The organism is Streptomyces sp. CA-142005, assembly GCF_050942335.1.
Lineage (GTDB): Bacteria > Actinomycetota > Actinomycetes > Streptomycetales > Streptomycetaceae > Streptomyces.
In genome coordinates, this window is record NZ_CP192078.1 from 6,149,497 (window position 1) to 6,161,910 (window position 12,414).

10 protein-coding genes are annotated in these 12,414 nt (G+C 69.8%); 6 read left to right on the forward strand and 4 right to left on the reverse strand.

Features of this window, described 5'->3' with window-relative positions; all coding sequences use genetic code 11:
* Window positions 1-12: 12 nt before the first annotated feature.
* Window positions 13-1,551 (forward strand): histidine ammonia-lyase, encoded by a 1,539-nt coding sequence (gene hutH / locus ACQPXS_RS28840; RefSeq protein ID WP_433455990.1) that lies wholly within the window; start codon window positions 13-15, stop codon window positions 1,549-1,551.
* Window positions 1,552-1,605: 54 nt separating this feature from the next.
* Here hutH and ACQPXS_RS28845 read toward each other — a convergent pair whose 3' ends face one another.
* Together ACQPXS_RS28845 and ACQPXS_RS28850 are read right to left on the reverse strand one after the other, a co-directional pair.
* Entirely contained in the window at window positions 1,606-2,382 is a 777-nt protein-coding gene (locus ACQPXS_RS28845) for a hypothetical protein (protein ID WP_366486238.1), read from the reverse strand.
* Window positions 2,383-2,424: 42 nt separating this feature from the next.
* A complete protein-coding gene (locus ACQPXS_RS28850) occupies window positions 2,425-2,748 on the reverse strand; it encodes an LPXTG cell wall anchor domain-containing protein (protein WP_356301757.1) in 324 nt (107 codons plus the stop codon).
* Between the two features lie 109 nt (window positions 2,749-2,857).
* Here ACQPXS_RS28850 and ACQPXS_RS28855 point away from each other — a divergent pair, with 109 nt between their 5' ends.
* From ACQPXS_RS28855 to ACQPXS_RS28875, 5 genes are all read left to right on the forward strand, one after another.
* Window positions 2,858-3,202, forward strand: coding sequence for a hypothetical protein (locus ACQPXS_RS28855; RefSeq protein ID WP_433452146.1), 345 nt, complete (start codon window positions 2,858-2,860; stop codon window positions 3,200-3,202).
* 233 nt (window positions 3,203-3,435) lie between these two features.
* A complete protein-coding gene (locus tag ACQPXS_RS28860) occupies window positions 3,436-4,683 on the forward strand; it encodes a L,D-transpeptidase (RefSeq protein ID WP_433452148.1) in 1,248 nt (415 codons plus the stop codon).
* A gap of 143 nt (window positions 4,684-4,826) precedes the next feature.
* On the forward strand, window positions 4,827-6,281 hold the full coding sequence (locus ACQPXS_RS28865) for an ABC transporter permease (protein WP_433452150.1): 1,455 nt from the start codon (window positions 4,827-4,829) through the stop codon (window positions 6,279-6,281).
* A 53-nt stretch (window positions 6,282-6,334) separates the two neighbouring features.
* Complete coding sequence (locus ACQPXS_RS28870; RefSeq protein ID WP_433452152.1) at window positions 6,335-7,018, forward strand: ABC transporter ATP-binding protein; 684 nt, start codon at window positions 6,335-6,337, stop codon at window positions 7,016-7,018.
* A gap of 301 nt (window positions 7,019-7,319) precedes the next feature.
* Window positions 7,320-10,556 carry a S8 family peptidase gene (locus tag ACQPXS_RS28875; RefSeq protein ID WP_433455992.1) on the forward strand — a complete coding sequence of 1,079 codons (3,237 nt, stop codon included), beginning with the start codon at window positions 7,320-7,322 and terminating at the stop codon, window positions 10,554-10,556.
* A gap of 119 nt (window positions 10,557-10,675) precedes the next feature.
* Here the strand turns inward: ACQPXS_RS28875 and ACQPXS_RS28880 are convergent, their stop codons facing one another.
* Together ACQPXS_RS28880 and ACQPXS_RS28885 are read right to left on the reverse strand one after the other, a co-directional pair.
* Window positions 10,676-11,293, reverse strand: coding sequence for a hypothetical protein (locus tag ACQPXS_RS28880; RefSeq protein WP_433452153.1), 618 nt, complete (start codon window positions 11,291-11,293; stop codon window positions 10,676-10,678).
* A gap of 13 nt (window positions 11,294-11,306) precedes the next feature.
* On the reverse strand, window positions 11,307-12,254 hold the full coding sequence (locus ACQPXS_RS28885; RefSeq protein WP_433452154.1) for a helix-turn-helix domain-containing protein: 948 nt from the start codon (window positions 12,252-12,254) through the stop codon (window positions 11,307-11,309).
* Window positions 12,255-12,414 lie beyond the last annotated feature (160 nt).

The window sequence follows — 12,414 nt, forward strand, 5'->3', positions numbered from 1 at the left end:
CTGAATATGGATATGCACACTGTGGTGGTGGGGACGTCGGGTGTCACGGCGTCCGACGTGCTCGCCGTGGCGCGGGGCGGTGCCCGCATCGAGCTGTCGGCCGAGGCGGTGGCGGCCCTGGCGGCGGCCCGCGAGATCGTGGACGCGCTGGCGGCCAAGCCCGATCCGGTCTACGGCGTCTCGACCGGCTTCGGCGCCCTGGCGACCCGGCACATCAGCCAGGAACTGCGCGCCCAGCTGCAGCGCAACATCGTCCGCTCGCACGCCGCCGGCATGGGCCCGCGGGTCGAGCGCGAGGTCGTACGGGCCTTGATGTTCCTGCGGCTGAAGACCGTCTGCTCCGGACACACCGGCGTCCGGCCCGAGGTCGCGCAGACCATGGCCGACGTGCTGAACGCCGGGATCACCCCGGTCGTGCACGAGTACGGCTCCCTCGGCTGTTCCGGTGACCTGGCCCCGCTGTCCCACTGCGCTCTGGCCCTCATGGGCGAGGGGGACGCGGAAGGGCCCGACGGCACCGTCCGCCCCGCCGGTGAGCTGCTCGCCGAGCACGGGATCAGGCCGGTCGAGCTGCGCGAGAAGGAGGGTCTCGCCCTCCTCAACGGCACCGACGGCATGCTCGGCATGCTGATCATGGCCCTCGCCGACCTCGACACCCTGTACAAGTCCGCCGACGTGACCGCCGCGTTGAGCCTGGAGGCCCTGCTCGGGACGGACAAGGTGCTGGCGCCCGAGCTGCACGCCATCCGCCCGCACCCGGGGCAGGGCGCGTCCGCCGCCAACATGCTGGCCGTGCTGAAGGGTTCGCAGCTCACCGGGCACCACCAGGACGACGCTCCGCGCGTCCAGGACGCCTACTCCGTGCGCTGCGCCCCGCAGGTCGCCGGCGCCGGGCGCGACACCATCGCGCACGCCCGCCTGGTCGCCGAGCGGGAACTGGCCTCCGCCGTCGACAACCCGGTCGTGCTGCCCGACGGCCGCGTGGAGTCCAACGGCAACTTCCACGGCGCGCCCGTGGCCTACGTCCTGGACTTCCTCGCCGTCGCCGCCGCCGACCTCGGCTCCATCGCCGAGCGCCGCACCGACCGGCTGCTGGACAAGAACCGCAGCCACGGCCTCCCGCCGTTCCTCGCCGACGACGCCGGTGTCGACTCCGGGCTGATGATCGCCCAGTACACGCAGGCCGCCCTGGTCAGCGAGATGAAGCGGCTCGCCGTACCGGCCTCCGCGGACTCCATCCCGTCTTCCGCCATGCAGGAGGACCACGTCTCCATGGGCTGGTCGGCCGCGCGCAAGCTGCGCACCGCCGTCGGCAACCTCACCCGGATCATCGCCATCGAGCTGTACGCGGCCACCCGCGCCATCGAGCTGCGCGAGGGCCTGAGCCCGGCGCCCGCCTCCCAGGCCGTGATCGGGGCCGTGCGCGCCGCCGGTGTGCAGGGCCCGGGTCCGGACCGGTTCCTGGCGCCCGACCTGGCCGCCGCCGACGCGTTCGTGCGCGACGGCCGGCTCGTCGCCGCGGCGGAGTCGGTCACCGGCCCGCTGCAGTAACGTCTCCGCGCGAGAAACAGGGGCCCTGCCGGGTGCGGGGCCCCTGTTGGCGTGTCACTTCAGCTTGGCCTGCTGGGCCCTGACGACCTCGGGCGACACCGTGTACGCCTCCTTGGCCATCATCGCGCCCAGGTTCGAGGTGAAGTAGACCGACAGGTTGTTCCCGCGCCGGAGCACCTCGGCGTGGACGGGAGCGGCGTCCCCGTCGTCCGAGTCCATGGTGGCGGTGAACGCCACCGACCCGTCCCCGGCGCCCGTCGCCTTCTCCTCGGCGACCTTCGAGAACTGCACCTTGGTCCCCGCCTGCTGGGCGGGGAAGCCGCTCGCGCAGTCCTTCACCGCGGTGGAGAGCGACGCGAGGGCCTTCTCGGCACCGTCCCCGTCGTACGAGGCCAGGGTGACCGTGGTGAGGTCCCGGTCCAGGGACTTGTGCATCGCCTCCTCGAACTTCCCCTCGTCGAGGTCGTCCAGGGAGGTCGGCTTGGCGGCGGGCTCCTTCTTCTGCTTCTCCGTGGCCAGACGGTCGGTCTTGGCCGCCGCATCGGTCGGCGGGAGCCCGCTCAGCACGCGGACCAGCGGCCGGCACTGCGCGCTGCCGGTGGTGATCGCCTTGGCCCGGGCGGCCGGCACGGCGCCCACCGTGAACCCGGGCACCTCGCCCTCCGCGATGATCAGTTTCTTCAACTCGGCGGCGCTCAGGGCCTTCGCGGCCGTACCGGAGTCCTTCGAGTCCCCGCCGGAATCCCCGCCGGAACAGCCCGTGACGAGGGCGAACGACAGCGCACCCAGAACTGCGGTGGCGCACAGCCGCACGCCCGATGATCTCTTCATGGGCGCACTATGTGTGAAACGTCAAAGGTTCGTCAAGGCAGATTAAAAGCCCATGCGTTCCCGGCGCACCGAATACACCACGAAGCCGGCGCCCACACCGAGGAAGAGGGTGCCGCCGACGACGTACGGCGTGGTGTCGATGCTTCCGGTGTCGGCGAGTTGGGTGTCGTCCGCCGCCTCCCGCGCGGTCTCGGCGGTCGCCTGCGACACCGCCCTGGCCTGCTGGGTCAGGTGTGTCGTGGAGGTCTCCGTGCTCGCTCTGTCCGAGGAGTCCTGCGACGCGTTGGCGGACGGGACGAACCACAACGCACACAACAGAGTGGCCGCGGCGGTGGCGGTCAGCAGCGGACGGCGAGCGGATGACACGGAATATCGATCCCCTTGTGACGCTGGCGAATTGGCCGTGGGCAGTGATGTTAGTGAAAGTTGCGGGTCACAGGAAAGTCACGGGAGGTTTCAGTCGTACGCTCCCGCCATGAACGCTGAAGACACATCACGTTTTGTACGGCTTCGAGTGGAGCTGGTGCTCGAGGTGCACGACGAGGACGAGGTCGGCAAGGCCGCGATGCGCCGGCTCGCCGCCGATCCGGATCTGCCGGCGGCGGAGCGGGCCCAGGCAGAGGCCGCTGTGACGGAAGACACCGCCGAGGCCCTGGCGTATCTCGTGGACCCGTTCGACCTGGTCAGCGAGGTGCCCGGGGTGGAGCTGCAGCAGGCGTCCTGGTCGAGTGAGCGAATCGACTACGACCCGGACTCGCCGGACTGGGAGCTGGACGAGGAAGATGTGGAGGACGACGAAGACGAGGACGGCATGGGCTGAGCGTCACGGGACACCCTGAACCCCGGGCGGCAACCGCCGTCCGGGGTTTCGTCGTCTCAAGGGACGCACGGACCGGCACCCGCACCACCCGCACCACCCGCGCGCGCGGACGTGGTGTGCCCCACAGATCCGGCGAAGGTGGAACGGGACGACACGGCCGTAGCGTTGAGGGTTCTTGCGGGGACTCATCTACGGGGCTTTCCGGCCAACCGGCAACGATGGAGAAGTGTGTGATGACGGACAGTAAGCGGCGCAAGGGCCTGATGGCCGCGTCCGCACTGCTCGGTGGTGTCCTGGCCCTCGCGGGCTGTTCCGGCGGCGGCAACGCCAATACGTCCGACAAGGACGAATCCTCGCAGGCCCAGGCAGACGCGGCGGCGGCGAAGAAGTCCTCCCAGGCGCAGATCACGATCACGCCCAAGGACGGCTCCGACAACGCGTCGATCAACAACTCCGCCGCCGTCACGGTCAGCAAGGGCACGCTCACCGGCGTCACGATGACCACCCAGGACGGCAAGACCGTCTCCGGTCAGCTCTCCGCCGACAAGAAGAGCTGGAAGCCCACCGTCCAGCTGCAGCGCTCGACCACCTACAAGGTCGCCGCCGAGGCCAAGGACGCCCAGGGCCGCATAGCGAACGAGAACGCGTCCTTCACCACCGTCTCCCCGGCCAACAGCTTCATCGGCACCTTCACCCCGGACGACGGCTCCACGGTCGGCGTCGGCATGCCGGTCTCGATCAACTTCGACAAGGCGATCACCAACAAGGCGGCCGTCCAGAAGGGCGTCACCGTCACCTCCAGCAGCGGCCAGGAGGTCGCCTGCCACTGGTTCAACGCCAACCGCATGGACTGCCGCCCGGAGCAGTACTGGAAGGAAGGCTCCACCGTCACCCTGAAGCTCGCCCTCGACGGCGTCCAGGGCGCGCCCGGCGTCACCGGCGTCCAGCAGAAGACGGTCACCTTCCACATCGGCCGCAACCAGGTCTCCTACGTCGACGCCAAGACCAAGCAGATGAAGGTCACGCAGGACGGCAAGGTCGTCAAGACCATCCCGATCTCCGCCGGCGCCCCCGAGCACACCACCTACGAGGGCCAGATGGTGATCTCGGAGAAGTTCAAGCAGACCCGCATGAACGGCGCGACCGTGGGCTTCAAGGACTCCGACGGCAAGGGCGAGTACGACATCAAGGACGTGCCGCACGCCATGCGCCTGACCACCTCGGGCACCTTCATCCACGGCAACTACTGGGGCGCGCCGTCCGTCTTCGGCAACGTCAACACCAGCCACGGCTGTGTCGGCCTGCAGGACAAGAAGGGCGCGAACGACCCGAGCACCCCGGCCGCGTGGTTCTTCGAGCACTCGCTGGTCGGTGACGTCGTGGTCGTCCAGAACACCGGCGACAAGACGGTCTCCCCGGACAACGGCCTCAACGGCTGGAACATGGACTGGGCACAGTGGAAGGCCGGTTCGGCCGTCTGACGGTTCGTCCACAGCTTCCCGGTGCCGCCCTTCGAGGGCGGCACCGGCGTTTCCGGGCCCTTTATGGGCTGGACCACAGCGTTCTCATGCTTCTTTTATGCCGGCCTTAGGGTGCCGTCACGGTCCGTCCCTAGCTTGCGGCCATGTTCTTCACCTACCTGAGGCGCGAACTGCGCCGCCGCAGAAAGGCGGCCCTCGTCGTCGCCTCCGGCCTCGCGCTGGGCATCGCGCTGGTCATCGTGGTCAACTCCGTGTCCAGCGGCATGGGGAAGGCCCAGGACAAGGTCCTGCAGTCGTTGTACGGCCTGGGCACGGACATGACCGTCACCAAGGCGCAGACGCCGAGCGGAAGCAGCTCGCAGCGGCCCCGCTTCCAGTTCGACGCACGGGGCGACGACGACAAGTCCACCCAGAGCAGCGACCGGGTCATGGTGCAGGGCTTCACCACCCTGTCCTCCTCGACCGTCGGCAAGGTCGCCGGCCAGCAGGGCGTCTCGACCGCCGTCGGGGGGCTGAGCCTCAACGTGTTCAAGGTCAGCGGCCAGTTCACCCGCGGCCAGTTCCAGCAGAACGGCGGCACCGGAGGGTTCCAGCGGGGCGGCCCCACCGGCGCGCCGCAGGGTGAGGTCAAGGGCGGCGGCGCGAACTTCGACATCAACCAGTACACCGTCTTCGGCACGGACGTCACCAGGACCGGTGTCGGCCCGCTGACCTCCTCGAAGATCACCAGCGGCCGTGGCTTCAGGACCAGCGAGACGAACGCCAAGGTGGCCGTGGTCGACTCCGCGTACGCCAAGGAGAAGAAGTACAAGGTCGGTTCGACCGTCACCGTCAAGGGCTCCAAGTTCCAGGTGATCGGCATCGCCACCGCCGACAGCGGAGACTCGGCGGCCAACCTGTACATACCGCTGCAGCAGGCGCAGACCCTCGCGGACGAGAAGGACAAGGTCACCACGATCTACGTCAAGGCGACCGACTCCCAGAAGATCGACTCCGTCAAGAGCGCCATCCAGAAGAACGTCTCGGGTACGACGGTCACCACCTCCTCCGACCTGGCGAAGACGGTCTCCGGCTCCCTGTCCACCGCCTCCTCCCTCGCCACCAAGGTCGGCAAGTGGCTGTCCATCGCGGTGCTGGTGGCCGCGTTCCTGGTCGCGGGCCTGCTGACGTCCTCCGCGGTCTCCCGCCGCGTCCGCGAGTTCGGCACGCTGAAGGCGCTGGGCTGGAAGTCGGGCCGGGTGACCCGCCAGGTGGTCGGCGAGGCCGTCGTCAACGGCCTGGTCGGCGGCGCCCTCGGCATCGCCCTGGGCCTCGCGGGCGCCTACGCCGTCACGGCCATCAGCCCCACCCTGCAGGCCCAGCTGGGCGGCGGCAGTGGTGGCGGCGGCTTCGGCGGCGGGCCCGGTGGTGGCGGCTTCGGCGGTCCCGGCCGCCAGGCGGCGAAGTCCCTGGAGGTCGCCCTGACGGCCCCGGTCAGCGTCACGACGATCGCCCTGGCGGTGGGCCTGGCCGTGGCCGGTGGCCTCGTCGCGGGCGCCTTCGGCGGCTGGCGCGCGTCGCGGCTCCGCCCGGCGGACGCCCTGCGCCGAGTCGAGTAGCCGACGGCGAAGGCGCACCACCCCCGAACCTCACTCACCCGGGAGCCACCCGCATGTACGACCTCAGAAACGTCACCAAGCGCTACACCCGCGGCAAGGACACCGTCCACGCCCTCGACGGCGTAGACCTGACCATCGCCGACGGCGACCGGCTCGTCATCCAGGGCCCCACCGGCGGCGGCAAATCCACCCTCCTGCAGATGCTCGGCGGCCTTGACCGCCCCACCTCCGGCGAAGTCGTCCTGGACGGCACCGACCTGGCCAAGCTCAGCGAGGCCCGGCTGACCCGGATCCGCAGCGAGAACATCGGGTTCGTCTTCCAGTCCTTCAACCTCATCCCCACCCTCACCGCCCAGGAGAACGTGGAGACGGCCCTCGTCCCCCTCGGCATCAAGGTCAAGGAACGCCGCGAACTCGCCGCGGACGCACTGAAGTCCGTCGGCCTCGGTGAGCGCCTCTCCCACCTCCCCGGCGAGATGTCCGGGGGACAGCAGCAGCGCGTCGCCATCGCCCGGGCCGTGGTGAAGAAGCCCAAGGTGCTGCTGGCCGACGAACCGACCGGCAACCTCGACGAGGGCATGCGCGACGAGATCATGGACGTACTCGAACGCCTGTGGAAGGAGCACGGATTGACCTTCATCATGGTCACCCACGACTCCGCGATAGCGAAGAAAGCCCCGCGGCTGGCCACCATCCGCAAGGGAAGGATCACGGTGAAGGAGAACGCGGGCACCTGACGGCCCGTAACGCCCTTTGCGGCGGGCGCACTTCGCGGTTCTGTAACAGTGGCCCGGAGGCGGCGTAACAGTTTCCCGTCGCTCTTTCTTACCGTCCTTTCGTCCATTGAGCCGTCTGATCACCCCCCGGCATACTGCGTGATCCGGGGGGTGACGCTCCTGCGTACGAGACCACCCCCGGCCGGGTGAACGGGGAATTCGCCCGGTACTTCATCTCCAGGGGGAGATCTTGCGCAGACAAGTGAAAAGAGCTGCCGCGGCCAGTGTGGCCACGGCCGCAGCCGTCGCCCTCGCAGCGGGTATGACCAGCCCGGCGTCGGCGAAGCCCACCGAGCGCACCCCGGCCGCCGCCTCCGCGCTCACCGCGAGGACCCATGTCACCCTCATCACCGGTGACCGCGTCGCCCTCGACGCCAAGGGCCGGATCGTCGGCCTCCAGCGGGCCAAGGGCCGCGAGCACATACCCTTCCAGGTCCGCAGGACCGAGGGCCACACGCTGGTCGTCCCGGCCGACGCGGCCCACCTGATCGCCTCCGGCAGGCTGGACCAGCGCCTGTTCGACGTCACCGAACTGAACAAGGCCGCCACCCGCCGGGCGCAGAAGAACGGCCTGAAGGTCATCGTCGGCTACACCGGCTCCGCCGCGGCCGCCAAGGCGAACGTCCGGGGCGCGGGCCATCTGCGCCGCAGCCTGGGCGCCCTCAACGCCGACGCCGTGCAGACGCCGGTCAAGGACACCGCCGGACTGTGGCACGCCGTCACCGACGGGAACACCACCGCCTCCGGCATCGCGCACGTCTGGCTCGACGGCGTCCGCACGGCCTCCCTCGACAAGTCCGTGCCGCAGATCGGCGCCCCGGTCGCGTGGAAGGCCGGCTACACCGGCAAGGGCGTGAAGGTCGCCGTCCTGGACACCGGCGTGGACACCGGCCATCCGGACCTCAAGGACCAGGTGATCGCGTCCAGGAACTTCTCCGGCGCCGCCGACGCCACCGACCACTACGGGCACGGCACCCACGTCGCCTCCATCGTGGCGGGCACCGGGGCCAAGTCGGGCGGCAAGTACAAGGGAGTCGCCCCGGACGCCAGGATCCTCAACGGCAAGGTCCTGGACGACTCCGGCTCCGGCGACGACTCCGGCATCCTCGCCGGCATGGAGTGGGCGGCCCAGCAGGGCGCCTCCGTCGTCAACCTCAGCCTCGGCGGCTTCGACAGCCCCGGCATCGACCCGCTCGAGGCCGAGGTGAACAAGCTGTCCGCCACCAAGGGCATCCTGTTCGCGATCGCCGCCGGCAACGACGGCCCGCAGTCGATCGGTTCGCCGGGCAGCGCGGACGCCGCGCTCACCGTCGGCGCCGTCGACAAGAAGGACAAGCTCGCCGACTTCTCCTCCACCGGCCCGCGCCTCGGCGACGGCGCCGTCAAGCCCGACGTCACCGCGCCCGGCGTGGACATCACCGCCGCCGCGGCCAAGGGCAGCGTCATCGACAAGGAGGTCGGCGAGAAGCCCGAGGGCTACCTGACCATCTCCGGCACCTCGATGGCCACCCCGCACGTCGCGGGTGCCGCAGCGATCCTGAAGCAGGAGCACCCCGACTGGGGCTACGCCGAGCTGAAGGGCGCGCTGACCGGCTCCGCCAAGGGCGGCGACTACACGCCGTACCAGCAGGGTTCGGGCCGTATCGCGGTGGACAAGGCCATCGGGCAGTCCGTGATCGCCGACCCGGTGTCGGTGAACTTCGGGATGCAGCAGTGGCCGCACACCGACGACAAGCCGGTCACCAAGAAGGTGACGTACCGCAACCTCGGCGACAAGGACGTCACGCTCACCCTGGGCAGCACCGGCCTCGACCCCAAGGGCCACGCGGCCCCCTCGGGCTTCTTCAAGCTCGGCGCGACCAAGCTGACGGTTCCTGCGCACGGCAAGGCCTCTGTCAGCCTCACCGTCGACACCAAGCTGGGCGGCACCCTCGACGGCGCCTACTCCGCGTACGTCACCGCGACCGGCGCCGGCCAGACGGTCCGCACCGCCGCCGCGGTACAGCGTGAGGTGGAGTCGTACGACATCACGCTGAAGGTCATCGGCCGCGACGGCAAGCCGGCCAAGTACTACCAGGCCGATCTCAGCGGTGTGGCCGGTCTGGCGAGCGGCACGCAGCTGAGCCCGTACGACAAGTCCGGCACGGTGAAGGTGCGCGCGCCCAAGGGCACGTACATCCTGAACTCCGCCGTCTACGTGGACCAGGACGGCACCAAGGGCACCGACTGGATCGCCCAGCCGAAGCTCACCATTGCCAAGAAGCAGACGCTCACGATCGACGCGCGCAAGGCCAAGCCGGTGGACATCACCGTCCCGGCCCCGGGCGCGAAGCCGGAGTTCGCCGCGCCGGGGTACGCCCTGACGCTCCGTGACGGCTGGTACAGCTACAGCTGGTTCCTGGACTCCTACAAGAACTTCCGCACCGCCCACCTGGGCCCGCAGCTGCCCGCGGGCCAGCTGTTCCAGCAGTGGGACGGCCACTGGAGCAAGGGCACGGGCGAGGAGTACGACGTCACCGCCGGCGGCCCGGTCAAGAAGCTCGCCACCGGCTACACCAAGCACTGGAAGGCGAGCGAGCTGGCCACCGTCAAGGCCCGGCTCGGCGCTGCCGCGAGCGGCAAGACCGGCTCGATCAGCGCCACCGGCTGGCTGCCCGGCAGCTCCAGCGCCTCCTCCATCGACATGCCGCAGAAGCTGCCCGGCACCCGCACCCTGCACGTGTCCGCGGGCGGCGGGGTCGTCTGGGACCTGGACTTCAGCCAGTACGGCGGGAGCGACCAGGACGGCTTCCCGATCCAGGACGCGGGCTACACGCTCGGCCAGTCCACCTTCAAGGCCGGCCACAGCTACACCAGGACCGTCAACACCGCGGTCTTCGGGCCGCACGTCGACAAGGACCTCGGCCTGTTCCGCACCGGCAACGAGATCTACGGTTCGCTGCCGCTGTTCGCCGACTCCGCCAAGCACGCCGGGTACTCGGAGTTCACCTCGGTGCACACCACCCTGTACCGCGACGGCACCGAGGTCGGCTCCAACGAGGACCCGCTGTTCGGCGACTCGACCTTCAAGGTCCCGGCCGGTGACGCCGCGTACCGGCTGACCACCTCGGTCAAGCGCTCGGCGAAGGTCGCCCGGGCCTCCTCACGGATCGACGCCACCTGGACCTTCCGCTCCAAGAAGGTGTCCGGCGCTGTCCGGCTCCCGGCCTCCGTCCTGCACTATTGCGCCACGACCGGCCTGGACAGCCGGGTCGCGGCCGGGAAGACGGTCACCTTCCCGGTCACCGTCGAGGGCTCGGCCGCGGGCGCCGACCTGAAGTCCCTCGCGGTGTACGTCTCCTACGACGGCAAGACCTTCACCAAGGTCGACGTCCGGGCCGGCAAGATCACCGTGAAGAACCCGGCGAAGGGCAGGTCCATCTCCTTCCGCTCCAAGATCACCGACAGGAAGGGCAACACGTCGGAGATCACGATCTACGACGCGTACTTCGGCAAGTGAGCTGGTAGCAACCGGTCAGCGGAGCGCGGGCGGCCCGCCGGAGGCATCGGCTTCCGGCGGGCCGTCGTACATGGATCATCCGCATGCGGATCAGGCGTACGCGCCTCAGGCGTACGCGGTCAGGCGTGCCTGGCGAAGATCTCCCGGATCGCCGCCAGTTCCGCCTCCTGCGCCCGCTCGTCCGCGTACCAGCCCTCCTCGGCCCGGTCCTCGACGACACCTTCGGGGGTGAAGTCCCGCCCGAACCGGTAGTCCTGGAGGCAGTAGTCGAACCCGGACTCATTGAACAGGTCCAGTTTCTTGCGGCGGCAGTACCCGGCCACTCCGTCGGCCACCCGCCACTCGGTGCCGTCGCACCAGAAGACGCCGCCGGCGTAGTGGATCGTGTCCTTCGTCTGCGGGTCCGTGAGGTTCAGGGACTCGTAGTTCTCCGGGCGGTTGCGCACCAGCCGGACGAGATCCTCGGGGACGCCGTCGTAGAACGACCGCTGAAGGGCGTAGTCGCCCCTGGCGTACAGGTTCAGCTCCGCCTCGTGGTCGAAGGTCAGCAGCAGTCCGCGCCCGTCCTCGGTGAAGTACCAGACGGCCGACTGACCGCCCCCGTCGTTCCAGCCGAACCGCCGCGCCCCGTCCACCGTCACCGGCGCGACCTCGACGATCTCGTCGACGATCGCCGCACGCCGCCGCACCTCGGCGAGAGGGGTCGCCCTGAAGGCGTCCCAGGTGTCGTCACTCATGGCCGCAGGCTAGTCAGTGACCGCCGACCGCCCCGGGCTGGCTCGGCGACTGGGCCGACGGCACCGCGCGGGTCGCGTCCGTGCCCCAGCTGGCCAGCAGGCGCAGGGAGTCGGCGGACGGAGAGCCCGGCTCGGCGTGATAGGTGATCAGCGACTGCTCCGAGTCGTCCGGCAGGCGGAAGGACTCGAAGTTCAAGGAGAGGTCGCCGACCAGCGGGTGGTGCAGACGCTTGACGCCATGGCTCTTCTCCTTGACGTCGTGCGTCGCCCACAGACGGCGGAACTCCTCGCTCTTGACGGAGAGTTCGCCGACGAGTGCCGACAGCTTCGGGTCGTCCGGGTGGCAGCCCGCGTCCATGCGCAGCGCGCAGACGATGTCGATCGCCTTCTGCTCCCAGTCGATGAACAGCTCGCGGTAGTCCGGGCGCAGGAACACCAGACGCGCCCAGTTGCGCTCGCCCGCCGGCAGCTCCGCCCAGTCGCCGAAGACCGCCGACGCCATCCGGTTCCACGCGAGGATCTCCGAGCGGCGCCCGACGACGTACGCCGGTACGCCGTCCATCGTGTCCAGCAGCTGCCGCAGCGCACCCCTGACCTGCTGCTGCCGCGCCGCCGGCTTCTTCTTGTGCGACTTCGGCTTGGCCAGATGCGTCAGATGCGCGTGCTCGGCGTCCGTCAGCCGGAGCGCCCGGGCGATCGAGTCCAGGATCTCCGCCGAGACGTTCCGCCCGTTGCCCTGTTCCAGCCGGGTGTAGTACGCCACCGACACCCCGGCCAGCTGCGCCAGCTCCTCGCGGCGCAGCCCCGGCACCCGCCGGTGCCGTCCGAAGTCCGGCAGCCCCACGTCCTCCGGCTTCAGCCGGGCCCGCCGGCTGCGCAGGAACTCGCTCAGCTCGGCCCGCCGGTCCAGCGGCCGCCCGGCGGCTGCTGCGGCTTGCGGTGCTGGGTCCCTGTGTTCCATACGTCCAGTATTCCTGGTCGTACGCGCACCAGCCTGACCCCGCCAGTGGTAGGCACAGCGGTCGTACGCAAAGGCGTGGTCTGGGTGGCAGGCCGGGGTCGCGGCAGGCTGGGAGCCGTTCCCGGTCGGAAGACGCCGGGCACGGAACACCTGCTTAGGA

Bases quoted from the DNA above. Each gene is read 5' to 3' on its own strand.
- hutH (WP_433455990.1), top strand. From the start codon at position 13: ATGCACACTGTGGTGGTGGGGACGTCGGGTGTCACGGCGTCCGACGTG.
- ACQPXS_RS28845 (WP_366486238.1), bottom strand. From the start codon at position 2,382: ATGAAGAGATCATCGGGCGTGCGGCTGTGCGCCACCGCAGTTCTGGGT.
- ACQPXS_RS28855 (WP_433452146.1), top strand. From the start codon at position 2,858: ATGAACGCTGAAGACACATCACGTTTTGTACGGCTTCGAGTGGAGCTG.
- ACQPXS_RS28860 (WP_433452148.1), top strand. From the start codon at position 3,436: ATGACGGACAGTAAGCGGCGCAAGGGCCTGATGGCCGCGTCCGCACTG.
- ACQPXS_RS28865 (WP_433452150.1), top strand. From the start codon at position 4,827: ATGTTCTTCACCTACCTGAGGCGCGAACTGCGCCGCCGCAGAAAGGCG.
- ACQPXS_RS28870 (WP_433452152.1), top strand. From the start codon at position 6,335: ATGTACGACCTCAGAAACGTCACCAAGCGCTACACCCGCGGCAAGGAC.
- ACQPXS_RS28875 (WP_433455992.1), top strand. From the start codon at position 7,320: ATGACCAGCCCGGCGTCGGCGAAGCCCACCGAGCGCACCCCGGCCGCC.
- ACQPXS_RS28880 (WP_433452153.1), bottom strand. From the start codon at position 11,293: ATGAGTGACGACACCTGGGACGCCTTCAGGGCGACCCCTCTCGCCGAG.
- ACQPXS_RS28885 (WP_433452154.1), bottom strand. From the start codon at position 12,254: ATGGAACACAGGGACCCAGCACCGCAAGCCGCAGCAGCCGCCGGGCGG.